Genomic DNA, 24807 nt, shown 5'->3' on the forward strand with positions numbered 1-24807 from the left:
GGCGCGGGCCGCCGCGCTGTCACGGCCGCCCCGTCACGGCTGCCCGTCGGCGGGCGACCACTGCCGAAAGAACTGCACCCGCGCCTCGTCGTCGGGGTGGCTGGCGATGGCGATCGGCAAGGCGTCGCCACCGCCCTTGGCGCGCCGGAACTCGCCCAGGCGCTCGAACAGCGTGGCCATGACGGCCGGCGACACGCCGTTGGCGTGCAGCAGTTCGGCTGCGCGCAGGTCGGCGCGGCGTTCGGCATCGCGCGAGTAGGACTGCGTGAGCAAGGCCGCCGGCACCGAGGCGATGAAGCCACCCATGTCGCCAAAGACCACACCCACGATGGCGCTCAGGAAAGTCGATCGCACCAGCATGTCCAGCCCGTCGCGGTGGCGCACATGGCCCAGCTCGTGGCCGAGCACGCCCATCAGCACCTCGGGGTGATCGTCCAGCAGCTTGACCAGTTCGTCGGTGACGACGATCTGCCCGCCGGGCAAGGCAAAGGCGTTGGGCCCGAGCCTGGGCGATGCGCGAAACGCCAACTCGTGCGTGGGCGCATCGCCGTTGGGAAAGGCCGCCCCCACCATGGACTGCCAGCGCTTGCGCAGCGCCGCCTGCTGGGCTGGCGGCAAGGTGCTGGGCTGCAGAAAACCGCGTTCGAGCTGGTCCATGCTTTCGGCACCGATGCGTTGCTCGACTGCGGGCGGCAGGCCGTGTGCCACCCGCTCGCTGACCCAGGGCACACCCCATTGCCAGGTGGCCATCAGCACCAGCACGGTGACACACAAGGCCACCAGCACGCCGCGCCAGCTCTGCGTCCAGCCGACGACGAACGACTCGCCCAGCTCTTGCTGCAGCCACCAGTCGTCCCAGGCGGCGGCGTCCGCGTGCTGCAGCAGACCGCCGTCGGGCAGTTCGGTCTGGCGCTGCCCGTGGGTGCGGCGCTCGGGCCAGCGCACGCCGGACAACGGGTGGCGGGTGGGGGTCGCCCCCTCTTCCAGGGGCACGACCACCAGCGTATCGCCATCGACCCACACCCGCGCCGCGCGCGCCTTGGGGCTGCGGCCGTCGAACCAGCGGGTGATCAATGGGGCGCCGCGCGGCATCACAGGCCCAGGTCGATGCCGAAGAAGTCGCCCGCGGCGTCGCCCAGGATGCCGCTCGGCCCGCGCGCCTCGGCGCGCGCGAGCCAGCCATCGACATCGCCCTTGACCTGAAAGCTCATGGCCTCCAGCCGCGCGCGGGCCAGGCGCACGCGCGCAAACGGCCAGTACAGGCCCAGGGTGATGGCGATGAGCAACCAGTTGATGGCGTTGACGCGGAACAGCGTGCCAAAGCGCAGCTCGCTGCGAAAGCGGGTGTTGCGGCTGCGCGTGTTGGCCCACAGCAGGTTCTGCAGCGTGGCGGTGCTGTAGGGAACGATCACCAGCGGCACCAGCAGATAGGCCAGCGCCACCGACGCCATGATGGCCACCAGGCTCATGCCTTTGTTGGCCGAGTTCATGGCCACGGCAACGCCCGCGCCCACCACCAGAAACACCACCAGCAGCACCACGCCACCGGTGCGCAGACCCAGGCCGTAGAAGCTGCCGGAACTGGCGCGCAGCTCGGTGCGCTCACCGGCGAATTGGTAGTTGCCGTGCTGGTAGCGCTTGAGGCGCGCGAACAGCCAGGGCAGCAGCGCCACCGTGGTCAGCGCCACCACCGCCAGCACGAGTGCGAACTGGCGCTGCTGGTCCGCGGTGGGCTTGTCGCCCTCGACCAGGGTCGGCGCAAGAAAACCCAGCACCAGCGCCGGCACAAAGAACGGCAGCAGCGCCAGGTAGGCGCCCTTCAAATCGCCCACAAAGGCCATGCGCACGCCGCGCCAGCTGGTGTTGCGCAGCCGGAACTGCAGGGACGCGCGCCACAAGGCCGGCCAGACCAGCGCGAACAGCAGCAGCAACCACACCGACACCTGCGGCGCCACTTCGGACAGCGTGGCGTAGGCAATGCTCATGAGCATGACCACCACGTAGCCACGGAACATCTTCCAGGGGTCGGCGTGAAAGCCGAGCGGGTCGCCGCCCACCACGGTGTTGTTCTGGAAGTAGGCGATTCGGCGCGCGCGGGCGAAGGGCCAGTACAGCGACAGCGTCACCAGCGTGAGCAGCAGGTTGACGATCCAGATGCGGAAGTACTCGCTGCCGGACCCGGTGAAACGAATGGCCAGAGTCTGCACGCGCGGGCGTTCGCCCGTGGGGTACATGGACTCGCCCAGGGGCTTGCGTGCCCCATCCTCCAATTGCATGGTGATTCCTCCCTCGTAAGTCGGATGGCGGCGCCATCTCGCGGCGAGATGCTAGTCGAAAGACTCAGGAAATACACACCCCCCTGGCAGGCGTGCGCCCTGAGGACCACGCCGGGCCACCGACACCCCATGCAGCAGGCGCATGAACCCATCCTGAGCCGGCCTTGGACAGTCGGGGGCCGGCTTCGTACAGTGCCCGACGGTGGCCTTCGCGCCGCAACCCAACGGAATATCACCATGTCACCCGCCTCATCTCCCGCCGCGTTCACCCACGCGCTGCCCTCTTACCTCGACCCCAATCACCTCGGCCCCTGGGGCACCTACCTGCAACAGGTGGACCGCGTCACGCCCTACCTGGGCAAGCTGGCCCGCTGGGTCGAAACCCTCAAACGCCCCAAGCGCACCCTGATCGTGGATGTGCCGATCCACCTGGACAACGGCACCGTGGCCCACTTCGAGGGCTACCGCGTGCAACACAACACCAGCCGTGGCCCCGGCAAGGGCGGCGTGCGTTTCCACCAGGACGTGACCCTGTCCGAAGTGATGGCGCTGGCAGCGTGGATGTCGATCAAGAACGCGGCCGTGAACGTGCCCTACGGCGGCGCCAAGGGCGGCATCCGCGTCGATCCGCGCCAGCTCAACCGCGGTGAACTCGAGCGCGTGACGCGCCGCTACACCAGCGAGATCGGCATCATCATCGGCCCGAGCAAGGACATCCCAGCCCCCGACGTCAACACCAACGACCAGGTGATGGCCTGGATGATGGACACCTACTCGATGAACCAGGGCTCAACCGCCACCGGCGTGGTCACGGGCAAGCCGGTCGACCTGGGCGGCTCGCTCGGTCGCCGCGAGGCCACCGGCCGCGGCGTGTTCACCGTCGGCGTCGAGGCCGCGCGCCGCATTGGCATGGAGGTCGCTGGCGCACGCGTGGCGGTGCAGGGCTTCGGCAACGTGGGCGGCGTGGCCGGCAAGCTGTTTGCCGAAGCCGGCGCGCGCGTGGTGGCGGTGCAGGACCACGGCGGCACCGTCTACCGCGACAGCGGCCTGAACGTGCCGGCCCTGCTCGACCACGTGGCGCAACACGGTTCAGTCAAAGGCTTTGCCGATGCCGATACGGTGCCCGACAGCGACTTCTGGGGCCTGCCCTGCGACATCCTGATCCCGGCCGCTCTGGAGGGTCAGATCAACGAGAAGAACGCCGGGCGCATTCAGGCGCGCATGGTGATCGAGGGCGCCAACGGCCCGACCACACCCCAGGCCGACGACATCCTGCACGATCGCGGCGTGCTGGTACTGCCCGACGTGATCGCCAACGCCGGCGGCGTGACGGTGAGCTACTTCGAATGGGTGCAGGACTTCTCCAGCTTCTTCTGGACCGAAGACGAAATCAACGCCCGCCTGGTCAAGATCATGAAGGACGCCTTTGCCGCGGTGTGGCAAGTGTCCGAGGACAACAAGGTCAGCCTGCGCACGGCGACCTTCATCATTGCCTGCCAGCGCATCCTGCACGCGCGCGACCTGCGCGGGTTGTATCCGTAACTCCCCCCTGCGCCGCTGCGCGGCTTCCCCCCTCTCTGGCGCGCCTGCGGCGCTTGGAGGGGGGACGACAGCTTGGCCCGGCAAAGCCGGTTCCTCGCTGTCCCTGGACGGGGACACATCGTTCGATGCGCTTGTTGCTGCCTCCCCCGGAGCGCGCGCCTGCGTCCAGAGATGCCGTGGAACCGGTTTCGCGCGGCAAAGCCGGTCCTCGCTGTCCCTGGACGGGGACACGTCATTCGATGCGGTTGTTGCAGCTCCACCCGAAGCGCGTGCCTGCGTCCAGAGATGCCGTGGAACCGGCTTCGCCGGGCCACTGGCATCGTCCCCCCTCCAAGCGCCGCAGGCGCGCCAGAGAGGGGGGAAGCCGCGCAGCGGCGCAGGGGGGAGTCCCTGTTATTGCAGGGTTTCCTTGGCAGGTGGCAGCAGGGGCAGCGGGAGTACGTCCACGCCCTCTTCGATCAGCTCCATCGCCTCCTGGGCCGATGTGCGCCCGCGGATGTTGCGGCGATCGATGTCGCCATGGTGCATGGCGCGCGCCTGCTCGGCAAAGCGATCACCCACGTCTTCGGAGCTGGCCACGATCTCGCGCATGGCGCGCAGCATGCGCGCCTGCAGGGCCGCCAGCTCGGCGTGCGCGGGGTGGTTGCTCATGGTCACCGCGGTGTTCTCGGCGGTGACCGGCACCTCGGTGGGACCGTCGGTCTTGACCTCGGCCTGTTTGCCGGCGCGCAGGTTCAGGCGCGGCGCCGACAGGCGCTTCTCGATACGCTGGTCGCCGCACAAGGGGCAACTCACCAGGCCACGCGCGAGCTGGCCAAGGTAGTCGTCTTCGGAGGCGAACCAGCCTTCGAAGACGTGCTGATGCGCACACTGCAGATCGAGAACCTTCATGGGGCGGGATTATCCTGCCAGTCCAGCACCCAGGCGCCGGAGAGGACGTTCTGCAGCCACAAGGCCCCCACCAGGGTCTTGCAATCGATGATGCGGCCGTCGCGGCTCATGGCCAGCAGTTCGGCAGGCGTGGTGGCGGTCACGTCCAGCGCTTCGCCGTCGTCGAGCGCACGTGCGCCCTGACGCAAGCCGCGCGCGAACCAGATATCGATGATTTCGTCCGAGTAGGCGATCGTGGGCGCCAGCCGCCCCGCAAAGGCCCATTCGCTGGCGCTGTAGCCGGTCTCTTCGCGCAGCTCGCGCTGTGCGCAGCCCAGGCTGCCCTCGCCCGGGTCGAACTTGCCCGCAGGAAACTCCACCATTACCGCCTGCATGGGGTGGCGGTACTGCCGCTCCAGCACCACACGGCCATCGTCGAGCAGGGGGATCACCATCACTGCACCCGGGTGCAGCACGTATTCGCGTGTGGCTTCGGACCCGGAAGGCAGTCGCACCGTGTCGCGCACCACGTGCAGGAAATGTCCGCGCAGCACGGTGTCGCGCGCCAGGGGCGCTTCCCTCAGGTGGGCGTCATCCATGGCGCTTCTTGTAGAGGTAGCGGTAGACGAAGCCCGGGAAGGCCAGGGTGGCGAACAAGGCCAGGGTGGTGGCGTAGAACTCCCAGCCTTGCGGGTAGATCTGCCCCGCGCGCTGCTCCAGGGCGAGGCCGAGGCCACCGACCAGCAGGTAGAGCAGCAACAGCTCGAGCAGGCGCGCCCACAGCGATTTGCGTTCGCCCAGGCGCACCAGCGCGAACCAGCGCTCGTTGACAAAGGGCAGGTTGGCGGCGATCAGGGCAGCGCCCAAGACCAGCCAGACAGAGACGGTTTGATCCATGGTGGGGATCAGAGCGCGCAATGCGCCACGGGTTCCATGGCGCGTCGCCCTGCGCGCTCGATCAGGCGAAGAGCGCGGCCACGGCGTGCGCGCACAAGGCCATCAGGCCGCCCGGCACGATGCCCAGCACCAGCACCAGTGCGCCGTTGACCGACAGCACGGAGCGCACTTCGAGACCGGCCTCGATCGGCGCCGTTTGCGTGGGCGCATCGAAGTACATGACCTTGACCAGACGCAGGTAGTAGAAGGCGCCGATCAGCGACATGATCACCGCGAACACGGCCAGGCCCACGTGCATGGCATCGGGCGAGGCCAGCAAGGCCTGCAGCACGGACAGCTTGGCGTAGAAGCCCACCAGCGGCGGCACGCCAGCCAGCGAGAACATGCAGATGGCCATGACACCGGCGTACAGCGGGCTGCGCTGGTTGAGGCCGGCAAGGTCGGCAATGCTGTCGGACTCGAAACCCTGGCGCGAGAGCAGGATGATCACGCCGAAGGTGCCCAGGGTGGTGAGCACGTAGGTGATCACGTAGAACATCGACGAGCTGTAGGCGTTGGCCATGTTGCCCGCGTTGCCGCCGACGCCGCCGGCCACCAGGCCCAGCAGCATGAAACCCATCTGCGCAATGGTCGAGAACGCCAGCATGCGCTTGAGGTTGGTCTGGGCGATGGCGGCCAGGTTGCCCACCAGCAGCGACACCACCGACAACACCATCAGCATCTGCTGCCAGCTCACCGCCAGGGGTTGCAGGCCTTCGACCAGCAGACGAATGACGATGGCAAACGCGGCCAGCTTGGGTGCGCCACCGATGAGCAGCGTGACCGAGGTCGGCGCGCCCTGGTAGACGTCGGGCACCCACATGTGGAACGGCGCCACGCCCAGCTTGAAGGCCAGGCCCGCCACCACGAACACCAGACCCAGGGTCAGCACCTGCGGGGAACCCTTGAGCGTGGCTTCGCCGCCGGCAATGGCCGCCAGCACCTGCGACAGGTCGAGCGAGCCGGTGGCGCCATAGACCATGGACAGGCCATAAAGCAGGAAGCCGCTGGCCAGCGCGCCGAGCACGAAGTACTTCATCGCGGCCTCGGTGGCGGCGATGTCGTCGCGACGCAGCGCTACCAGGGCATAGCTCGATAGCGTGAGCAGCTCAAGGCCGAGGTAGATGACCAGGAAGTTGTGGCCCGAGATCATCACGAACATGCCGAGCAGGGCCAGCAGGCTCATGGAGAACATCTCGCCACCGCGCAGCATGTCGCGCTGGCCGGCGTAGGCGCGGCCATAGACCAGGGTGGCCATGAGCGCCAGGGCTGCAAAGCACTTGAGCCAGTTGCCCATCGGGTCGCTGACGATCATGCCGCCAAAGCCCGAGATCACCTTGCCACCGCTGGCGGCCATGGCCAGCAACAGGGCCACCACGGCCAGTGTCAGCAGGGTCAGCATGTGGGTGGCCCCACGCAGCGGCGTCTTGATGGTCAGGTCGGCCAGCGCGATCACGCAGGCCATCACCGCGAGCAGGATTTCCGGGTAGGCAGCGATCCAGCTGAGTGTGTCGATCATGGGAAAACTCTCGTGTTCTTCAGTTCAGCTTGGATTGCGCGACGTGGCGCAGCAACTCGGCCACCGACGGGTCCATGACGTCGGTGAACGGCTTGGGATAGACGCCCATGAACAGCACCGCCAGGGCCAGCAAGGCCATCACGAGGAACTCGCGGGCGTTGATGTCGGACAAGGCCTTGACGTCGTCGTTGCCGGGTTCGCCCAGATACACGCGCTTGAACATCCACAGCGAATAGGCAGCGCCGAAGATCAGTGCAGACGCCGCGAGCAGGCCGATCCAGAAGTTGGCCTTGACCGCCGCCAGGATGACCATCCACTCGCCCACGAAGCCCGCCGTGCCCGGCAGGCCGCAGTTGGCCATGGTGAACAGCAAGGCAAAGGCGGCAAAACGCGGCATGGTGTTGACCACGCCACCGTAGGCGGCGATGTCGCGCGAATGCACGCGGTCGTAGAGCACGCCGATGGCCAGGAACATGGCAGCCGAGACAAAGCCGTGCGCAATCATCTGCACCAGCGCGCCGGACACGCCGAGGTCACTGAAGACAAAGAAGCCGAGGGTGACAAAACCCATGTGCGCCACGGACGAGTACGCGACGAGCTTCTTCATGTCCTGCTGGACCATGGCCACCAGGCCCACGTAGATGACCGCAACCAGCGACAGGCCGATCATGAAGGCGGCCCATTCGTGCGAGGCGTCGGGCAGGATGGGCAGCGAAAAGCGCAGGAAGCCGTAGGCGCCCAGCTTGAGCATGATGGCCGCCAGCACGGCCGAGCCGCCAGTGGGCGCTTCGACGTGCACATCGGGCAGCCAGGTGTGCACCGGCCACATCGGCACTTTGACGGCGAAGGCTGCAAAGAAGGCAAAGAACAGCAGCGTCTGCGGCGTGGCACCCAGGGGCAGCTTGTACCAGTCGGCCAGCGCAAAGCTGCCGCCCGACTGCACGTAGAGGTAGATCAGCGCGATCAGCAGGAGCAGCGAGCCGAGCAGTGTGTAGAGGAAGAACTTGAAGGCCGCGTAGATCTTGTTGGGGCCACCCCAGATGCCGATGATGAGGTACATCGGGATCAGCGTGGCCTCGAAGAACACGTAGAACAGCATGCCGTCCTGCGCGGCAAAGACGCCGATCATCAGACCCGACAGGATCAGGAAGGCGCCCATGTACTGGTTGACGCGCTCGGTGATGACCTCCCAGCCGGCAACCACCACGATGACGGTGATGAAGGCAGTGAGCAGGATCAGCCACAACGAGATGCCGTCCACCCCCAGGTGGTAGTGGATGTTGAAGCGCTCGATCCACAGCGACTTCTCGACGAACTGCATGGCAGCGCTGCCGACTTCGAAGCCCGTGTAGAGCGGCACCGTGGCGGCCAGACCCGCCAGTGCACCCAGCAGCGCGATCCAGCGCACCATGGCCGCCTGGTCGTCGCGGCCCAGCGCCAGCAACACGACGCCGAAGAAGATGGGCGTCCAGATGGCAAGGCTCAGCAAACCCATGATTGCGTTCTCTTTCTTCTTTACTTGGCGAGCCAGACAAACCAGGTCATGAACAGCATCACCCCGACCAGCATCATCAATGCGTAGTGGTAGAGGTAGCCGGTCTGCGCACGGCGCACGGCCGAGGCGATGAGACCCACCAGTTTCCAGCTGGCGTTGACCACGCCGCCCTCGATGACCCCGCGGTCACCGCCCTTCCACAGGCCAACGCCCAGGCCGCGCGCCGCGCGGGCGAGGACGTTCTCGTTGAACCAGTCCATGTAGTACTTGTTCTCGAGAATGACGATGATGGGGCGCAGGGCACGCGCGATGGCGGCGGGCACGGCCGGATTGACCATGTAGCAGTACCAGGCGCTCACCGCGCCCGCGAGTGCGAGGTACAGCGGCGCGGTGCTGAAGGCGTGGGCCGCCATGGCCAGCGCGCCGTGGAACTCTTCGGCAAAGCGCTCCAGCGCCGGGTGGGCTTCGGCGTTGACCTTGATGGCGTCGCGGAAGAACTCGCCGATCACCATCGGCTCGATGGTGAAGAAGCCGATGACGATGGAGGGAATGGCCAGCAGCACCAGGGGCACGGTGACCACCCAGGGCGACTCGTGCGGTTTGCCATCGCCATGGTGGCCGTGGTCGTCGTGGTGATCATCGTGATGTGCATCCGGGTTCTGGTCGTAGCGCTCCTTGCCGTGGAAGACCAGGAAGTACAGACGGAACGAATAGAACGAGGTCACGAAGACGCCAGCAAGCACCGCGAAGTGCGCGAAACCGGCTGCGGGCAGGTTGCTGAAATGAACCGCCTCGATGATCGAGTCCTTGGAGTAGAAGCCCGAGAACAGCGGCGTGCCAATCAGCGCCAGCGTGCCGATCAGCGAAGTGAGCCAGGTGATGGGCATGTACTTGCGCACGCCACCCATCCAGCGGATGTCCTGGTTGTGGTGCAACCCCATGATCACCGAGCCGGCAGCCAGGAACAGCAGCGCCTTGAAGAAGGCGTGCGTCATGAGGTGAAACACGGCCACCGAGTAGGCCGAGGCACCGAGCGCCACCGTCATGTAACCCAGCTGCGAGAGCGTGGAGTACGCCACCACGCGCTTGATGTCGTTCTGGATGATGCCGAGAAAGCCCATGAACAGCGCCGTGATGGCACCGACGATCATCACCAGGTTGAGCGCGGTGTCCGAGAGCTCGAACAGCGGGCTCATGCGCGCGACCATGAAGATGCCGGCCGTCACCATGGTGGCGGCGTGGATCAGCGCCGAAATAGGCGTCGGGCCTTCCATGGAGTCGGGCAGCCAGACGTGCAGCGGAAATTGCGCGCTCTTGCCCATGGCACCCACGAACAGGCAGATGCAGATGACGGTGATCAGCAGCCAGTCGGTGCCGGGGAACGGCATCTGGCCAAGCTCGCCGGCCTTGGCGAAGACCTCGCTGTAGTTCATGGTGCCGGCGTAGGCCACGATGAGACCGATGCCCAGGATGAAGCCGAAGTCGCCAACTCGGTTGACCAGGAAGGCCTTCATGTTGGCGAAGATGGCCGAGGGTCGGTTGAACCAGAAGCCGATCAGCAGGTAGGACACCAGACCCACCGCTTCCCAGCCGAAGAACAGCTGCAGCAGGTTGTTGCTCATGACGAGCATGAGCATCGAGAAGGTGAACAGCGAGATGTAGGCGAAGAAGCGGTTGTAGCCGTCGTCGTCGGCCATGTAGCCGATGGTGTAGAGGTGCACCATCAGCGACACAAAGGTCACCACCACCATCATCATGGCGGTGAGGCCGTCGACCAGGAAGCCGATCTCCATCTTCAGGCCGCCGATGACCATCCACTCGTAGATGGTCTGGTTGAAACGGGCGCCGTCGATGACATCGGCCAGCGTCAAGGCCGACAGGATGAAGGCCACCAGCACACCCAGGATTGTGGCGCCATGCGAGGCCCGGCGGCCGATGACGTTGCCGCCGAAGGTGGTGCCCAGAATGCCCGCGATGGCAGAGCCCACCAGCGGAGCCAGTGGCACGGCCAGCAGCGTGGAAGCGGAAAGCGTGTTGCTCATGTCCGGTCAGCCCTTGAGCGTGTTGAGTTCTTCGACGCTGATCGACGACTTGTTGCGGAACAGCAGCACCAGGATGGCCAGGCCGATGGCGGACTCGGCCGCCGCCACGGTCAGGATGAAGAACACGAAGACCTGGCCGTGCAGATCGCCGAGGTAGTGCGAGAAGGCCACGAAGTTCATGTTGACGGCCAGCAGCATCAGCTCGATGGCCATGAGCAACACGATCAGGTTCTTGCGGTTGAGAAAGATGCCGACGACGGAAATCGCGAACAGGATCGCGCCGACCGACAGGAAGTGTCCCAATGTGAGGCTCATGCCTTGCCCTCCTCTGCGGCGGTTTCTGCCACGGGTGCCGCCTTGGTCACGGCGGCCATGGGCAGCACCACCAGGCGATCGCTGGCCCGCACATGCACCTGATCGCCGGGATTGATGGCCTTGCTGTCCTTGCGCTGGCGCAGGGTCAGGGCAATGGCTGCGAGCATGGCCACCAGCAGGATGAAGCCGGCCACCTGGATCGGATAGAGGTAGGCGCTGTAGAGCAGCTTGCCCAGCTCGCGGGTGTTGGACACGTCGGGCGCCACGGCGGGCGCCTGCGCGGCGATGCTGGGAAAGCCCGCCCACATGACGGCCATGAGCTCACCCGCCACCACCACGCCGATGAGCGCGGCCAGCGGAAAGTGCGACCAGAAGCCGCGGCGGATGGCCTCGATGTTGATGTCGAGCATCATCACCACGAACAGGAACAGCACCATCACGGCGCCCAGGTACACCAGCACCAGGGTGATGCCGAGGAATTCGGCCTTGAGCAGCAGCCACAGCGCCGCCGCCTGCGAGAACGCCAACATGAGGTACAGCACCGCATGCACGGCATTGCGCGAAGTGACCACGCGAAATGCCGCGAACAGCAGCACCGCCGCGAACAGGTAGAAGAAGCCGGTCTGGAAGTCCATGGTGTGGTGGCTGGCAGCGCTCAGCGGTACTTGGCATCGGCGGCCTTGGCCGCGGCGATCTGCGGCTCGTAGCGGTCGCCCACTGCCAGCAGCATTTCCTTGGTGAAGTAGAGGTCGCCGCGCTTTTCGCCGTGGTACTCGAAGATGTGCGTCTCGACGATGGAGTCGACCGGGCAACTCTCTTCGCAGAAGCCGCAGAAGATGCACTTGGTCAGGTCGATGTCGTAGCGGGTGGTGCGGCGCGTGCCGTCGTCGCGCACATCGCTCTCGATGGTGATGGCCATCGCGGGGCAGACCGCTTCGCACAGCTTGCAGGCGATGCAGCGCTCTTCACCGTTGTCGTAACGGCGCAGCGCGTGCAGGCCGCGAAAGCGCGGTGACAGCGGTGTTTTCTCTTCAGGGAACTGCACCGTCACCTTGCGGCGCAGCGCGTAGCGGCCCGTGAGGGCCATGCCCTTGAAGAGCTCGACGAGCATGAAGCTCTTGAAGAAGTCGCGGAAGCTGAAGGGGGCGACGGAGGCAGTGGTCGTGGACATGATCGCTCTCTCCCGATCAGTGCCAGATGTTCCAGGGGGTTTGCATCAGCACGCCCACCAGCAACAGCCACACCAGGGTGACGGGGATGAAGATCTTCCAGCCCAGACGCATGATCTGGTCGTAGCGGAAGCGCGGGAAGGTGGCGCGGATCCAGATGAACATCGAGACCACGACAAAGGTCTTGAGGCCCAGCCAGATCCAGCCGGGGATCCAGTTGAAGACGGCGCTGTCGATCGGTGGCAACCAGCCACCCAGGAACATGAGCACCGCCAGGATGGACACCAGCCACATGCTGGCGTACTCGGCCAGGAAGAAGATGGCGAAGCCCATGCCCGAGTACTCGACCATGTGGCCGGCCACGATCTCGGCCTCGCCCTCGACCACGTCAAAGGGGTGGCGGTTGGTTTCGGCCACACCCGAGATCAGATACACGACGAAGATGGGCAGCAAGGGCAGCCAGTTCCAGGACAGGAAGGTCAGACCCATGTCGGCGGCCATGCCACGCCCTTGCGAGCCGACGATGTCGGCCAGGTTCAGGCTGCCGGCGGTCATCACCACCACGAGGAAACAGAAGCCGATGGCGATCTCGTAGCTCACCATCTGGGCCGATGCGCGCAGCGCACCCAGGAAGGCGTACTTGGAGTTGGAGGCCCAGCCGGCAATGATCACGCCGTAGACCTCGATCGAGGTGATGGCCAGGATCACCAGCAGGCCGGCGTTCACATTGGCGAGCACCGCCTCGGGACCGAAGGGAATGGCCACCCAGGCGGCCAGCGCCGGCATGATGGCCATGATCGGCCCGAGACGGAACAGACCGTTGGCGGCCGCGCTCGGGCGGATCAGCTCCTTGGTCAGCAGCTTGAGCGCATCGGCAATGGGCTGCAGCAAGCCGAACGGGCCGACGCGGTTGGGGCCGTGCCGAACCTGCATCCAGCCCAGCAACTTGCGCTCCCACAGCGTCAGGTAGGCCACCGCACCCATCAGCGGCGCCAGCACCGCGACGATCTTGATCAGGTTCCAGATCACCGGCCAGGCCGCGCCCGTCCACCAGGATGCCTGGAACAGGCCGAGGCCTGCGTTGTACATCGCATCGATCATGCGGCGACTCCTTCATCGGCGCGGGCCTTGCGGGCGTCGGCCGTGAGTTGCAGCGACCCCGCGCGGCGCACCAGAGCGTCGAGCTGGTAGATGCTGGCCACGCACGGTGCGGCCGATGCGGGCTGCAGATCGATCGTGGCGTTGCTCATGTTGTTGAGGCGGTCAGCGGCCACGCACTCGCCCGAGGGCACACCGGGCAGGGCCTTGCTCAGCACGGCTTGCGAGGAATCTGCGTCAAAGCCGGCCAGGCCCAGCAGGTTGCCCAGCACGCGCAGCACTTTCCAGCCAGGGCGGGTGTCGCCCAGCGGGCGAACCACCGCGTGGAAGCTTTGCAAGCGCCCTTCGGCGTTGACGAAGCTGCCCGAGGTTTCGCTGAACGGCGCGATGGGCAGCAGCACATCGCTGACGTCGAGGTTGGTCTTGAACGGGCTGAGGGTGACGACCATGCCGGCGTCCTTGAGCCCTGCCAGGCCAGCGGCGGTATCGGCCGCTTCCACGTTGAGCAGCACGGCGGCCTTGAGGCCACCACCCAGCATGCGCGCGGCATTGAGCCCGCCCTGGCCCGGTTGCGCGTTGACCAGCTGCGCACCCACGGTGTTGGCGGCCTCGGTGAGGTAGCCAACGCTGGCGCCGGTGTGCTGGGCAATGAAGCTGGCCAGCGCGAGCAGGCTGCCCGCTTTCTCGTGGTGGGCTGCGGCGTTGCCCAGCAGCACCGCTTTGTGCTCGCCACCCTTGAGCGACGCTGCAATGGCGCGATGGGTGTCGTTGATCTCTGCTGCCACGGGCGCATTCACGCCCGCGTCGGCGGCCACGGCGGCGGCCACGCCGGCCAGCGCCGCCACCCATTGGCGGCTGTCGGCCAGCAAGGCATGGCGCACTGTCATGGCCCAGGCGGGCGACTGCTCAAGCAGCACGCTGAGCTGCGCGCCTTTGCGCACAGCCTGGCGGATGCGTTGCGCAAACAGGGGGTGGTCCTTGCGCAGATTGCCGCCGATCACGAACGCGCGCTGCAGCGTCGACAGCTCGGCGATGGGGCGGCCCAGCCAACGTGCCTGAGCGGACGGCGCCGCGTTGCCGCTGTCCGCAGCACGCAGGCGGTGGTCGATGTTCTCGCTGCCCAGGCCGCGCACCAGTGCGCCGGCCAGCGCCAGTTCTTCCACCGTGCTGTGCGGACTTGCCAGCAGGCCGATGGCGGCAGCGCCGTGCTCGGCCTTCACTTGCTGCAGACCGTTGGCCACGTACTCGAGCGCGGTCTGCCAGTCCACCGTCTGCCATTCGCCGCCCTGCTTGAGCATGGGCTGTGTCAGGCGGTCGGGGCCGTTGAGGGCTTCGTAGGAGAAGCGGTCGCGGTCGGCAATCCAGCACTCGTTGACGGCTTCGTTTTCCAGCGGCACCACGCGCATGACCTGGTGGTTCTTGACCTGCACCACGAGGTTGGCACCGGTGCTGTCGTGCGGGCTCACGCTCTTGCGGCGCGAGAGCTCCCACGTGCGGGCGCTGTAGCGGAACGGCTTGCTGGTGAGCGCGCCCACCGGGCAGATGTCGATCATGTTGCCCGACAGCTCGGAATCTACCGACTGACCGACGAAGGTTTCGATCTCGGCGTGTTCGCCGCGGTGGCTCATGCCGAGCTCCATGACGCCGGCGATCTCCTGGCCGAAGCGCACGCAGCGCGTGCAATGGATGCAGCGGCTCATCTCCTCCATCGAAATGAGCGGGCCCACGTTCTTGTGGAACACCACGCGCTTTTCTTCTTCGTAGCGCGAGCCGGAGCCGCCGTAGCCAACGGCCAGATCCTGCAACTGGCATTCACCGCCCTGGTCGCAGATGGGGCAATCGAGCGGGTGATTGATGAGCAGGAACTCCATCACCGACTTCTGTGCCTTGACGGCCTTGTCGCTCTGGGTGCGAACGATCATGCCCTGCGTGACCGGCGTGGCGCAGGCGGGCATGGGCTTAGGCGCCTTCTCGACCTCGACCAGACACATGCGGCAATTGGCCGCGATCGAGAGCTTCTTGTGGTAGCAGAAGTGCGGGATATAGGTGCCGGCTTTCTCGGCGGCATGCATGACCATGCTGCCCGGGGGCACTTCGACCTTCTGTCCGTCGAGTTCGATTTCAACCATGGGGATGTCCGTGTTCCTCGTGCTCAGGCCGTGGCCGTGCCCGCTGCGGCACCCGACTGGGCGGCAGCGATCTTGGCCTCGAACTCGTGGCGGAAGTGTTTGATCATGGCGCGCACAGGCATGGCCGCCGCGTCACCCAGCGCGCAGATGGTCCGACCCATGATGTTCTCGGCCACGTTGTCGAGCAGCTGCATGTCTTCGGGTCGACCCAGTCCGCGATCGATGCGATCGACCATGCGCCAGAGCCAGCCCGTGCCCTCACGGCAGGGTGTGCATTGGCCACAGCTTTCGTGCATGTAGAAATACGACAGGCGTTTGAGCGAAGCCACCATGTCGCGCGAATCGTCCATCACGATCACGGCGCCCGAGCCCAGCATGGAGCCGGCCTTGGCGATGGAGTCGTAGTCCATCGTGCAATCCATCATGATGTGGGCGGGCAGCACCGGTGCCGAGGAGCCACCAGGGATGACGGCCTTCAACTGGCGGCCCTTGCGCACACCGCCGGCGAGTTCGAGCAGCTTGCTGAACGGGGTGCCGAGCGGGACCTCGAAGTTGCCGGGCATTTCGACGTCACCGCTGACCGAGAAGATCTTGGTGCCGCCGTTGTTGGGTTTGCCGATCTCGAGGTAGGCCTGACCTCCGTTGCGGATGATCCAGGGCACGGCCGCGAAGGTCTCGGTGTTGTTGATGGTGGTCGGCTTGCCATACAGGCCGAAGCTGGCAGGAAACGGCGGCTTGAAGCGCGGCTGGCCCTTCTTGCCTTCCAGCGATTCGAGCAATGCGGTCTCTTCGCCGCAGATGTAGGCACCGAAGCCGTGGTGGGCGTGCAGCTGGAAGCTGAAGCCCGAGCCGAGGATGTTGTCGCCCAGCAGGCCGGCCGCCCTCGCCTCTTCCAGCGCAGCTTCGAAGCGCTCGTACACCTCGAAGATCTCGCCGTGGATGTAGTTGTAGCCCACCGAGATGCCCATGGCATACGCCGCGATCGCCATGCCTTCGATGACGATGTGCGGGTTGAACATGAGGATGTCGCGGTCCTTGCAGGTACCGGGCTCGCCCTCATCGGAATTGCACACCAGGTACTTCTGGCCAGGGAACTGGCGCGGCATGAAGCTCCACTTCAGGCCGCTGGGGAAGCCGGCACCGCCACGGCCACGCAGGGCCGACTCCTTGACGGTGGCAATCACCTGGTCCTGCGTCAGGCCTTCGCCGCCGTCCTTGCCCAGGATCTTGCGCAGGGCCTGGTAGCCGCCGCGGGCCTCGTAGTCTTTGATCGACCAGTTGCTGCCGTTGAGCCCGGCATAGATCTGCGGACTGATGTGGCGATCATGAAAGCAGGTCTGCACGCCGGTGGCGGCGAACTGCGCAATCACTTGTTGTGCGTTCATCAGGCCTGGCCCTCCGCAGCGCGCAAGCCATCGACCAGTTGGTCGAGCTTGTCATCGCTCATGAAGCTGCACATGTGGCGGTCATTGACCAGCATCACCGGGGCATCGGCACAGGCGCCAAGACATTCGCTCTGCTGCAGCGTGAACAGGCCATCGGTGGTGGTTTCACCCATGGTGATGCCCAGCTTGCGCTCCAGATGGTGCAGTGCCTGCTGGCCGTTGCGCAGCTGGCACGGCAGGTTGGTACAGACGTTGAGCTTGAACTTGCCCACCGGCCGCTGGTTATACATGTTGTAGAAGGTCGTGACCTCGTGCACCGCGATCGGCTCGACGCCGATGTAGGCGGCCAAGGCGGCTTCGGCCTCGGTGCTGACCCAGCCCTGCTCCTGCTGGATGATCGACAGGCAGGCCATGACCGCGGAGATGCGCTGATCGGCCGGGTACTTGGCAACTTCGCGATCGAAACGCGCAATGGTTGCCGGCGAAAAATCCACCGCCTTGCTCATCGGTCGATCTCCCCGAAAACGATGTCCATGGTGCCGATGATGGCGACCGCGTCTGCCAGCATGTGGCCGCGCGCCATTTCGTCGAGCGTGGCCAGGTGGGCGAACCCCGGCGCACGGATCTTGAGTCGGTAAGGCTTGTTGGCACCGTCGCTCACGAGGTAAATGCCGAACTCGCCTTTGGGATGCTCCACCGCTGCGTAGGCCTCGCCCTCTGGCACGTGGAAGCCTTCGGTGAACAGCTTGAAGTGATGGATCAGCTCTTCCATGCTGGTCTTCATGGATTCGCGTGCGGGCGGCGCCACCTTGTGGTTGTCGGTGATGACCGGGCCTGGGTTGGCACGCAGCCAGTCCACGCATTGCTTGATGATGCGGTTGGACTGCTTCATCTCTTCCATGCGGACGAGGTAGCGGTCGTAGGTGTCACCGGTCTTGCCCACCGGGATGTCGAAATCCAGGCGGTCGTAGACCTCGTAGGGCTGCTTCTTGCGCAAGTCCCAGGCAATGCCGGAGCCGCGCAGCATGGGGCCCGTCATGCCCAGGTTCAGGGCGCGCTCGGGCGACACCACGCCAATACCGACCGTGCGCTGCTTCCAGATGCGGTTGTCGGTGAGCAGCGTGTGGTACTCGTCGAGGTAGGTCGGGAACCGCTGAGTAAAGTCATCGATGAAGTCGATCAAGGAACCTTGGCGGTTCTTGTTCATGTCGTCGATGGCGCGCTGATTGCGCACTTTGCTCGCCTGGTACTGCGGCATGGTGTCGGGCAGGTCGCGGTAGACGCCGCCCGGGCGGAAGTAGGCCGCATGCATGCGCGCACCCGAGACCGCTTCGTACATGTCGAACAGGTCTTCACGCTCACGGAACGCGTAGATCAGGATCGTCGAGCTGCCGCAATCGTTGCCGTGCGAGCCCAACCACATGAGGTGGTTCAGCAGGCGCGTGATCTCGCTGAACATCACGCGGATGTACTGCGCGCGGATGGGCACTTCAATGCCCAGCAGGCGCTCGATGGCCAGGCAGTAGGCGTGCTCGTTGCTCATCATGGACACGTAGTCGAGACGGTCCATGTAGGGCAACGACTGGATGAAGGTCTTGTGCTCGGCCAGTTTTTCGGTTGCGCGGTGCAGCAGGCCGATGTGCGGGTCGGCGCGTTGCACGACCTCGCCATCGAGCTCGAGCACCAGGCGCAGCACGCCGTGCGCGGCCGGGTGCTGCGGGCCGAAGTTCAGGGTGTAGTTCTTGATCTCTGCCATGTCGGTGTGCCTCGCGCCTTCAGTGCAGGCCGCCGTAGTTGTCTTCCCGGATCACGCGCGGCGTGATTTCGCGCGGCTCGATGCTCACGGGCTCGTAGATCACGCGCTGACGCTCGGCGTCGTAGCGCATCTCAACGTTGCCCGACAGCGGAAAGTCCTTGCGGAAAGGGTGGCCGATGAAGCCGTAATCGGTCAGGATGCGCCGCAGATCGGCGTGACCTTCGAACATGATCCCGTAGAGGTCGAAGGCCTCGCGTTCGTACCAGTTGGCGCTGCTCCACAGCGGCGTCACCGAGGTCAGCACCGGGAAGTCGTCGTCGTCGCAGAACGCGCGCACACGCACGCGCTGATTCAGGCTCACCGACAGCAGGTGCGAGACGGCAGCAAAGCGGGCGCCCTCCCAACGACCATCGCCGTACGCGGAGTAGTCCATGCCGCACAGGTCGATCAACTGCTCGAATTTCGCTTGCGGCGCATCGCGCAGCGTCTGCATAACCTTGAGGTAGTCGTTTGCAGCGACGGTGATGGTGATTTCACCGCGCGACAGATCAACCGATCGAACCATGCCCTCAAGCAAGGCACTCAGGCGATCGCGCAGGGCCTCGGGCGCAATGGCTTCATTGGAGGTGGCGTGGTCGGTCATGGTGGGCTTACCTCGCACTCAAGCGCGCGCAATGGTCTGGGTGCGACGGATCTTCTGCTGCAACTGGATGATTCCGTACAGCAGGGCTTCGGCGGTCGGCGGGCAGCCGGGCACGTACACGTCCACGGGCACGATGCGATCGCACCCACGCACCACCGAATAGCTGTAGTGGTAGTAGCCACCACCGTTGGCGCATGAGCCCATGGACAGCACCCAGCGGGGCTCGGCCATCTGGTCGTAGACCTTGCGCAGCGCAGGCGCCATCTTGTTGCACAAGGTACCTGCCACGATCATCAGATCGGACTGGCGCGGACTGGCACGAAACACCTCGGAGCCGAAGCGCCCGATGTCGTAGCGCGCGGCCGCCGCGTGCATCATTTCCACGGCGCAGCAAGCCAGACCAAAGGTCATGGGCCACAGCGAGCCGGTCTTGGCCCAGTTCACCACCGCGTCGTAGCTGGTGGTGACGAACCCTTCCTTGAAGACACCTTCAATCATGCGAAGCTCCATGACGCCCGAACGCCGGGCGCCGGTTCATTCCCAGTCGAGCGCGCCCTTCTTCCATTCGTAGGCAAAGCCCACGGTCAGGATGGCGAGAAACACCACGCCGGCCACGAAGCCGGTGGTGCCGATGTCGCCAAAGGCCACTGCCCAGGGGATCAGGAAAGCGATCTCGAGATCGAACAGGATGAAGAGGATGGCCACGAGGTAGTAGCGCACATCGAACTTCATGCGAGCGTCTTCGAAGGCCTCGAAGCCGCATTCATAGGGGGAGTTTTTCTCGGCGTCCGGCAGGTTGGGGCCGAGGATGTAGCCGAGCAGTTGGGGAATCACCCCGACCGCGATACCCACGAGGATGAACAGGAGCACGGGAAGGTACTGGTCAAGGCTCATCGTGGGTCGGTTCCGTGAGCAAGGTCTGCTGACCCTGCTTTCTAAGATCTGGTGCCGACGGCGAGACTCGAACTCGCACAGCTTTCGCCACTACCCCCTCAAGATAGCGTGTCTACCAATTTCACCACGTCGGCTTGGGTCTGCGTTGTCATGCTCACGAGGGCTGAGTGAGCAATCTCGACAACCGTTGGAGTTTACCCTGAATAACACCCTGTTTCAGGAGGGCCCAACCCCTTTTTTGAAGCAACGGCGCGGCAGTCAGCGGTGCCGTTGCAGGCGTGATCACTTGGCAGGGATCTCACCGGCGCCCGGCGCGGGTGCGGCAGGTGCGCTGGTGGCAGGCGCCGCTGCGGGTGCAGAGCCCGCGCCCGGAATCTGCTGCTCGGGCGTGGCCGGCGCAGCCGGCGCCGAGGGCACAGCTTCGAGCACGCTGCCCGAGCTGGCGGGCGTCTGACGCAAGTTGCCGAAGTAGGCCAGGCCCAGCGTGCACGCCAGAAAGATGCCTGCGAGCACTGCGGTGGTGCGAGAGAGGAAGTTGGCACCACCCGACGCACCAAAGAGGCTGGCCGAGCCAGCACCACCGCCACCGAAGGCTGCGCCAGCGTCGGCCCCTTTGCCATGCTGCATCAGGATCAGGCCGATCATGCCGAGTGCGGCCAGGATCTGCACCACAAGCAAGAGGGTCAACAAAACATTCATCGCTTACTCCGGATACCAAGTCATCGGGGGCACACACGCCGCCCTGGGTTGTTGTTCAGTGGGCAGCGGCCACGATCTGAAGAAAATCGGGCGCCTTGAGCGATGCACCGCCAATCAGGCCGCCATCGATGTCGGGCTGCGCCAGCAAGCTGGCCGCGTTGGCCGCGTTCATGCTGCCGCCGTAAAGAATACGCACGCGCTCAGGGTGCTGGGTTGCCGCAGCCAGTTGCGCGCGCAGCACAGCATGAACCTGCTGCGCCTGCTCGGGCGACGCCGTCTTGCCGGTGCCAATGGCCCAGACCGGTTCGTAGGCGACAACGATTTCGCTGGTGCAATGCGCCACCGCATGGATCACGGCGGCCAGCTGTCGCTTGACGACTTGCTCGGTGTCACCAGCTTCGCGCTCGGCCAGCGTTTCGCCCACGCACACGATGGGCGTGACACCACCCGACAGCGCCCGCTGCGCCTTTGCGGCCACGACCGCGTCGGTCTCGCCGTGGTACTGGCGGCGCTCGGAGTGGCCCACGATGGCGTAGCGGCAACCGAAGTCGCGCAGCATGGCAACGGACACCTCACCGGTGTAGGCGCCCTGCTCGTGCGCCGATACATCCTGCGCACCCCAGGCCAGAGGGCTGGTTTGCAGCAGCGTCTGCATCTGCGCCAGGTACGGCGCTGGCGCACAAAGCGCCACGTCGGCGCCAGGTTGCCCGATGTCGGCGATCACCGCGCGCAACAGTGCCTCATTGGCAGCAAGGCTGCCATTCATCTTCCAGTTGCCTGCAATCAGCTTTGTCATTTTCAGGACCATCGCAGCATAAGCTTGCCGATGTGGCGGTTGGATTCCATCAAGGCATGCGCCGCCGCGGCATCTCCTGCCTCGAACACCTGGTGGATCACCGGCTTGATGGCACCAGCCTCGAGCAGCGGCCACACGTGCTTGCGCAGGGACTGCGCGATACCCGCCTTGAAGGCCACGGGCCTTGGGCGCAGCGTGGAGCCGGTGATGGTGAGCCGGCGCCGCAGCACCAGGCCCGCATTGAATTCGGCCTTGACCCCGCCTTGCACGGCGATGATGACGAGGCGTCCGTCCTCGGCCAGGCAGTCAACCTCGCGAGCCACATAGGTGCCCGCGACCATGTCGAGAATCACATCGACCCCACGGCCGCCGGTGACATCGGCCACTGCCGCCACGAAATCCTGCGTGCGGTAGTTGATGGCGTGGTCCGCACCGAGCGACAGACAGGCCGCACACTTGTCGTCGCTGCCGGCCGTGGCGATCACCTTGGCGCCCATGGCTTTGGCAATCTGGATGGCGGTCACGCCGATGCCGCTGGTGCCACCCTGGACCAGCAAAGTCTCGCCCGATTGCAGGCGGCCGCGGTCGAAGACGTTGCTCCAGACGGTGAAGAAGGTCTCGGGCAGCGAGGCCGCGGCGACGTCGTCGAACCCAGCAGGCACCGGCAGACATTGCCCCACGGGTGCCACGCACCACTGGGCATAGCCACCGCCCGCGACCAGCGCGCAGACACGGTCGCCGACCTTGAGTCCGGCCTCGGCCATAGCCGCAACGTCACCGGATTCGATGACGCCAGCGATCTCCAGCCCTGGGATATCGGAGGCCCCCGGGGGCACGGGGTAGTTGCCAGTGCGTTGCAGCACATCCGGGCGATTGACGCCCGAAGCACTCACGCGCACAAGCACTTCGCCCGCGCCCGCCACCGGCCGCGCACGCTCAGCGAGCCGCAATACATCCGGCGCACCAAACGCGCTGATCTCGACGACCTGCATGCCGCGCATCCTGCGAGTGGCCTTATTGCTGTTGCTGCTGTTGCTGAGCGGCCACTTCGGCCACTGCGCGCTCGGCACCCGCGTTGCTGGCGTTGCGGTCCAGCAGCGCCTTCATGGACAGCTTCACGCGGCCTTTCTCGTCGGTCTCGAGAACCTTGACCTTCACGATCTGGCCTTCCTTGAGGTAGTCGGTGACCTTCTCGACACGTTCGTGCGCGATCTGGCTGATGTGCAGCAGGCCGTCCTTGCCGGGCAGCAGGTTCACCAGGGCGCCGAAGTCCAGAATCTTGGTGATCGGGCCTTCGTAGACCTTGCCCACTTCCACTTCGGCGGTGATCTCGGCGATGCGGCGCTTGGCTTCTTCGGCCTTGGCACCGTCGGTCGAGGCGATGGTGATGGTGCCGTCTTCACCGATATCGATCTGGGTACCGGTTTCTTCGGTCAGCGCGCGGATGGTGGCGCCGCCCTTGCCGATCACGTCGCGGATCTTCTCGGGGTTGATCTTCATGGTGTACAGACGCGGCGCGAAGTCCGAGATCTCGGTCTTGGCCTCGCCCATGGCTTCCTGCATCTTGCCCAGGATGTGCATGCGCGCTTCCTTGGCCTGTGCCAAGGCGACCTGCATGATTTCCTTGGTGATGCCCTGGATCTTGATGTCCATCTGTAGGGCGGTGATGCCGTTGGTGGTACCGGCCACCTTGAAGTCCATGTCGCCGAGGTGGTCCTCATCGCCCAGGATGTCGGTCAGCACGGCGAAGCGGTTGCCGTCCTTGATCAGGCCCATGGCGATACCGGCCACGTGCGCCTTCATCGGCACGCCAGCGTCCATCAGCGACAGGCAGCCGCCGCACACCGAGGCCATCGACGACGAGCCGTTGGATTCGGTGATTTCGGACACCACGCGGATGGTGTACGGGAATTCTTCCTTGGACGGCAGGCACGCCACCAGGGCACGCTTGGCCAGGCGGCCGTGGCCGATCTCGCGGCGCTTGGGGCTGCCGACACGACCCGTCTCGCCGGTGGCGAAGGGGGGCATGTTGTAGTGGAGCATGAAGCGGTCTTCGAACTCGCCGGCCAGCGCGTCGATCTTCTGCGCATCGCGGTCGGTGCCCAGCGTGGCGATCACCAGCGCCTGGGTTTCGCCGCGCGTGAACAACGCGGAGCCGTGGGTGCGGGGCAGCACACCGTTGCGGATTTCGATCGGGCGCACGGTGCGGGTGTCGCGACCGTCGATGCGGGGCTCACCGGCCAGGATCTGCCCACGCACGATGCCGGCTTCGATGTCGAACAGCAGGCCTTCGACCTTGACGCTGTCGAAGTCGACGCCGGCTTCCTTCAGGCCGCTCATCACGGCGGCGTAGGCTTCTCGGCAGGCTTGCGTGCGGGCTTGCTTGTTGCGGATCTGGTAGGCGGCGCGCAGCTTGTCGCCACCCAGCTCGTTGACCTTGGCAATCAGCGCTTCATCGCGCGCCGGCGCCTGCCATTGCCATTCCGGCTTGCCGGCGTCACGCACCAGTTCGTTGATGGCGTTGATGGCGATGTTGCCCTGCTCGTGGCCGAACACCACGGCGCCCAGCATGATCTCTTCGGACAGCTGCTCGGCTTCGGACTCAACCATCAGCACGGCCGCTTGCGTGCCCGCAACGACCAGGTCCATCTGGGAATTCTTGCGCTCCGTCTGGCCGGGGTTGAGCACGTACTGGCCATTCACGTAGCCCACGCGCGCCGCGCCGATCGGGCCATTGAACGGGATGCCGGAGACCGACAGGGCCGCCGAGGTGGCGATCATGGCGGCGATGTCGGCATCGACTTCGGGGTTGAGCGACAGCGTGTGGATGACCACCTGCACTTCGTTGAAGAACCCCTCGGGGAACAGCGGGCGGATGGGTCGGTCGATCAGGCGGCTGGTCAGCGTCTCGAGCTCGCTCGGGCGGCCTTCGCGCTTGAAGAAGCTGCCCGGGATCTTGCCGGCGGCGTAGGTCTTCTCGATGTAGTCGACCGTCAGCGGGAAGAAGTCCTGGCCGGCCTTGGCTTCGCTTTTGGCAACCACCGTGGCGAGCACCACGGTGCCTTCCATGTCGAGCAGCACGGCGCCGCTGGACTGGCGAGCGATTTCGCCGGTTTCCATGGTGACCGTGTGCTGGCCCCATTGGAAGGTCTTGGTGACTTTGTTGAACATGCTCATGGGTTCATCTCCTGTGTGCCGCCCTTCAGGGGTGGCTTGGCGTGCAGCGATCTGCACCGTCTCCGG

The 24807-nt window shown here is 65.4% G+C and carries 24 protein-coding genes and 1 tRNA gene; 1 reads left to right on the plus strand and 24 read right to left on the minus strand.

Features of this window, described 5'->3' with window-relative positions; translation table 11 throughout:
- Positions 1-33: 33 nt before the first annotated feature.
- Together KF871_RS14050 and KF871_RS14055 are read right to left on the minus strand one after the other, a co-directional pair.
- Positions 34-1092 carry a M48 family metallopeptidase gene (locus KF871_RS14050; protein ID WP_291143650.1) on the minus strand — a complete coding sequence of 353 codons (1059 nt, stop codon included), beginning with the start codon at positions 1090-1092 and terminating at the stop codon, positions 34-36.
- Positions 1092-2276 (minus strand): YjgN family protein, encoded by a 1185-nt coding sequence (locus KF871_RS14055; RefSeq protein WP_291143653.1) that lies wholly within the window; start codon positions 2274-2276, stop codon positions 1092-1094. Before KF871_RS14055 ends, KF871_RS14050 begins: the two co-directional genes overlap by 1 nt.
- 237 nt (positions 2277-2513) lie before the next feature.
- On the opposite strand from KF871_RS14055, the gene KF871_RS14060 reads away from it, so the two are divergent.
- On the plus strand, positions 2514-3818 hold the full coding sequence (locus KF871_RS14060; protein WP_291143656.1) for a Glu/Leu/Phe/Val dehydrogenase: 1305 nt from the start codon (positions 2514-2516) through the stop codon (positions 3816-3818).
- A gap of 393 nt (positions 3819-4211) precedes the next feature.
- Here KF871_RS14060 and KF871_RS14065 read toward each other — a convergent pair whose 3' ends face one another.
- From KF871_RS14065 to pnp, 22 genes are all read right to left on the minus strand, one after another.
- The gene (locus KF871_RS14065; protein WP_291143660.1) at positions 4212-4709 is read right to left on the minus strand and encodes a DUF1178 family protein; all 498 of its coding nucleotides are present in this window, start codon (positions 4707-4709) and stop codon (positions 4212-4214) included.
- Positions 4706-5287, minus strand: a complete 582-nt coding sequence (locus KF871_RS14070; RefSeq protein ID WP_291143663.1) for an NUDIX hydrolase — start codon at positions 5285-5287, stop codon at positions 4706-4708. The genes KF871_RS14065 and KF871_RS14070 overlap by 4 nt, the downstream gene beginning before the upstream one ends.
- A complete protein-coding gene (locus KF871_RS14075; RefSeq protein ID WP_291143666.1) occupies positions 5280-5585 on the minus strand; it encodes a DUF2818 family protein in 306 nt (101 codons plus the stop codon). The genes KF871_RS14070 and KF871_RS14075 overlap by 8 nt, the downstream gene beginning before the upstream one ends.
- A 61-nt stretch (positions 5586-5646) precedes the next feature.
- Positions 5647-7143 carry an NADH-quinone oxidoreductase subunit NuoN gene (gene nuoN, locus KF871_RS14080; protein WP_291143669.1) on the minus strand — a complete coding sequence of 499 codons (1497 nt, stop codon included), beginning with the start codon at positions 7141-7143 and terminating at the stop codon, positions 5647-5649.
- A 19-nt stretch (positions 7144-7162) separates the two neighbouring features.
- On the minus strand, positions 7163-8638 hold the full coding sequence (locus KF871_RS14085) for an NADH-quinone oxidoreductase subunit M (RefSeq protein WP_291143672.1): 1476 nt from the start codon (positions 8636-8638) through the stop codon (positions 7163-7165).
- 20 nt (positions 8639-8658) lie between these two features.
- Positions 8659-10680 (minus strand): NADH-quinone oxidoreductase subunit L, encoded by a 2022-nt coding sequence (gene nuoL / locus KF871_RS14090; protein WP_291143675.1) that lies wholly within the window; start codon positions 10678-10680, stop codon positions 8659-8661.
- A 6-nt stretch (positions 10681-10686) separates the two neighbouring features.
- Entirely contained in the window at positions 10687-10995 is a 309-nt protein-coding gene (nuoK, locus tag KF871_RS14095; protein ID WP_291143678.1) for an NADH-quinone oxidoreductase subunit NuoK, read from the minus strand.
- Positions 10992-11630, minus strand: a complete 639-nt coding sequence (locus tag KF871_RS14100) for an NADH-quinone oxidoreductase subunit J (protein WP_291143683.1) — start codon at positions 11628-11630, stop codon at positions 10992-10994. Before KF871_RS14100 ends, nuoK begins: the two co-directional genes overlap by 4 nt.
- A 20-nt stretch (positions 11631-11650) precedes the next feature.
- Positions 11651-12166 (minus strand): NADH-quinone oxidoreductase subunit NuoI, encoded by a 516-nt coding sequence (gene nuoI / locus KF871_RS14105; RefSeq protein ID WP_291143686.1) that lies wholly within the window; start codon positions 12164-12166, stop codon positions 11651-11653.
- Positions 12167-12182: 16 nt separating this feature from the next.
- Positions 12183-13265: an NADH-quinone oxidoreductase subunit NuoH gene (gene nuoH / locus KF871_RS14110; protein WP_291143688.1), complete on the minus strand. Its 1083-nt coding sequence runs from the start codon at positions 13263-13265 to the stop codon at positions 12183-12185.
- The gene (nuoG, locus tag KF871_RS14115; RefSeq protein WP_291143691.1) at positions 13262-15391 is read right to left on the minus strand and encodes an NADH-quinone oxidoreductase subunit NuoG; all 2130 of its coding nucleotides are present in this window, start codon (positions 15389-15391) and stop codon (positions 13262-13264) included. Before nuoG ends, nuoH begins: the two co-directional genes overlap by 4 nt.
- Positions 15392-15414: 23 nt before the next feature.
- On the minus strand, positions 15415-16776 hold the full coding sequence (gene nuoF, locus KF871_RS14120) for an NADH-quinone oxidoreductase subunit NuoF (RefSeq protein WP_291143693.1): 1362 nt from the start codon (positions 16774-16776) through the stop codon (positions 15415-15417).
- Entirely contained in the window at positions 16776-17282 is a 507-nt protein-coding gene (gene nuoE, locus KF871_RS14125; RefSeq protein ID WP_291143696.1) for an NADH-quinone oxidoreductase subunit NuoE, read from the minus strand. The genes nuoF and nuoE overlap by 1 nt, the downstream gene beginning before the upstream one ends.
- Positions 17279-18532, minus strand: a complete 1254-nt coding sequence (locus KF871_RS14130) for an NADH-quinone oxidoreductase subunit D (RefSeq protein ID WP_291143699.1) — start codon at positions 18530-18532, stop codon at positions 17279-17281. Before KF871_RS14130 ends, nuoE begins: the two co-directional genes overlap by 4 nt.
- A 19-nt stretch (positions 18533-18551) precedes the next feature.
- Positions 18552-19175: an NADH-quinone oxidoreductase subunit C gene (locus KF871_RS14135; protein ID WP_291143702.1), complete on the minus strand. Its 624-nt coding sequence runs from the start codon at positions 19173-19175 to the stop codon at positions 18552-18554.
- Positions 19176-19193: 18 nt separating this feature from the next.
- Positions 19194-19673 (minus strand): NADH-quinone oxidoreductase subunit B family protein, encoded by a 480-nt coding sequence (locus KF871_RS14140; RefSeq protein WP_009520160.1) that lies wholly within the window; start codon positions 19671-19673, stop codon positions 19194-19196.
- Between the two features lie 36 nt (positions 19674-19709).
- Positions 19710-20069 carry an NADH-quinone oxidoreductase subunit A gene (locus KF871_RS14145; protein ID WP_291143707.1) on the minus strand — a complete coding sequence of 120 codons (360 nt, stop codon included), beginning with the start codon at positions 20067-20069 and terminating at the stop codon, positions 19710-19712.
- 49 nt (positions 20070-20118) lie between these two features.
- Positions 20119-20203: transfer RNA gene (locus KF871_RS14150), tRNA-Leu, on the minus strand.
- A gap of 148 nt (positions 20204-20351) precedes the next feature.
- On the minus strand, positions 20352-20768 hold the full coding sequence (gene secG / locus KF871_RS14155; protein WP_291143710.1) for a preprotein translocase subunit SecG: 417 nt from the start codon (positions 20766-20768) through the stop codon (positions 20352-20354).
- Positions 20769-20823: 55 nt separating this feature from the next.
- Complete coding sequence (gene tpiA, locus KF871_RS14160) at positions 20824-21564, minus strand: triose-phosphate isomerase (RefSeq protein WP_291143713.1); 741 nt, start codon at positions 21562-21564, stop codon at positions 20824-20826.
- Between the two features lie 2 nt (positions 21565-21566).
- Entirely contained in the window at positions 21567-22556 is a 990-nt protein-coding gene (locus KF871_RS14165; protein WP_291143717.1) for an NAD(P)H-quinone oxidoreductase, read from the minus strand.
- A gap of 22 nt (positions 22557-22578) precedes the next feature.
- Complete coding sequence (pnp, locus tag KF871_RS14170; protein ID WP_291143720.1) at positions 22579-24741, minus strand: polyribonucleotide nucleotidyltransferase; 2163 nt, start codon at positions 24739-24741, stop codon at positions 22579-22581.
- Positions 24742-24807 lie beyond the last annotated feature (66 nt).

It is taken from the genome of Hydrogenophaga sp. (assembly GCF_019635465.1).
In the GTDB taxonomy this organism is placed as follows: domain Bacteria; phylum Pseudomonadota; class Gammaproteobacteria; order Burkholderiales; family Burkholderiaceae_C; genus Hydrogenophaga.

Bases quoted from the DNA above. Each gene is read 5' to 3' on its own strand.
- KF871_RS14050 (WP_291143650.1), bottom strand. From the start codon at position 1,092: ATGCCGCGCGGCGCCCCATTGATCACCCGCTGGTTCGACGGCCGCAGC.
- KF871_RS14055 (WP_291143653.1), bottom strand. From the start codon at position 2,276: ATGCAATTGGAGGATGGGGCACGCAAGCCCCTGGGCGAGTCCATGTAC.
- KF871_RS14060 (WP_291143656.1), top strand. From the start codon at position 2,514: ATGTCACCCGCCTCATCTCCCGCCGCGTTCACCCACGCGCTGCCCTCT.
- KF871_RS14065 (WP_291143660.1), bottom strand. From the start codon at position 4,709: ATGAAGGTTCTCGATCTGCAGTGTGCGCATCAGCACGTCTTCGAAGGC.
- KF871_RS14070 (WP_291143663.1), bottom strand. From the start codon at position 5,287: ATGGATGACGCCCACCTGAGGGAAGCGCCCCTGGCGCGCGACACCGTG.
- KF871_RS14075 (WP_291143666.1), bottom strand. From the start codon at position 5,585: ATGGATCAAACCGTCTCTGTCTGGCTGGTCTTGGGCGCTGCCCTGATC.
- nuoN (WP_291143669.1), bottom strand. From the start codon at position 7,143: ATGATCGACACACTCAGCTGGATCGCTGCCTACCCGGAAATCCTGCTC.
- KF871_RS14085 (WP_291143672.1), bottom strand. From the start codon at position 8,638: ATGGGTTTGCTGAGCCTTGCCATCTGGACGCCCATCTTCTTCGGCGTC.
- nuoL (WP_291143675.1), bottom strand. From the start codon at position 10,680: ATGAGCAACACGCTTTCCGCTTCCACGCTGCTGGCCGTGCCACTGGCT.
- nuoK (WP_291143678.1), bottom strand. From the start codon at position 10,995: ATGAGCCTCACATTGGGACACTTCCTGTCGGTCGGCGCGATCCTGTTC.
- KF871_RS14100 (WP_291143683.1), bottom strand. From the start codon at position 11,630: ATGGACTTCCAGACCGGCTTCTTCTACCTGTTCGCGGCGGTGCTGCTG.
- nuoI (WP_291143686.1), bottom strand. From the start codon at position 12,166: ATGTCCACGACCACTGCCTCCGTCGCCCCCTTCAGCTTCCGCGACTTC.
- nuoH (WP_291143688.1), bottom strand. From the start codon at position 13,265: ATGATCGATGCGATGTACAACGCAGGCCTCGGCCTGTTCCAGGCATCC.
- nuoG (WP_291143691.1), bottom strand. From the start codon at position 15,391: ATGGTTGAAATCGAACTCGACGGACAGAAGGTCGAAGTGCCCCCGGGC.
- nuoF (WP_291143693.1), bottom strand. From the start codon at position 16,776: ATGAACGCACAACAAGTGATTGCGCAGTTCGCCGCCACCGGCGTGCAG.
- nuoE (WP_291143696.1), bottom strand. From the start codon at position 17,282: ATGAGCAAGGCGGTGGATTTTTCGCCGGCAACCATTGCGCGTTTCGAT.
- KF871_RS14130 (WP_291143699.1), bottom strand. From the start codon at position 18,532: ATGGCAGAGATCAAGAACTACACCCTGAACTTCGGCCCGCAGCACCCG.
- KF871_RS14135 (WP_291143702.1), bottom strand. From the start codon at position 19,175: ATGACCGACCACGCCACCTCCAATGAAGCCATTGCGCCCGAGGCCCTG.
- KF871_RS14140 (WP_009520160.1), bottom strand. From the start codon at position 19,673: ATGATTGAAGGTGTCTTCAAGGAAGGGTTCGTCACCACCAGCTACGAC.
- KF871_RS14145 (WP_291143707.1), bottom strand. From the start codon at position 20,069: ATGAGCCTTGACCAGTACCTTCCCGTGCTCCTGTTCATCCTCGTGGGT.
- secG (WP_291143710.1), bottom strand. From the start codon at position 20,768: ATGAATGTTTTGTTGACCCTCTTGCTTGTGGTGCAGATCCTGGCCGCA.
- tpiA (WP_291143713.1), bottom strand. From the start codon at position 21,564: ATGACAAAGCTGATTGCAGGCAACTGGAAGATGAATGGCAGCCTTGCT.
- KF871_RS14165 (WP_291143717.1), bottom strand. From the start codon at position 22,556: ATGCAGGTCGTCGAGATCAGCGCGTTTGGTGCGCCGGATGTATTGCGG.
- pnp (WP_291143720.1), bottom strand. From the start codon at position 24,741: ATGAGCATGTTCAACAAAGTCACCAAGACCTTCCAATGGGGCCAGCAC.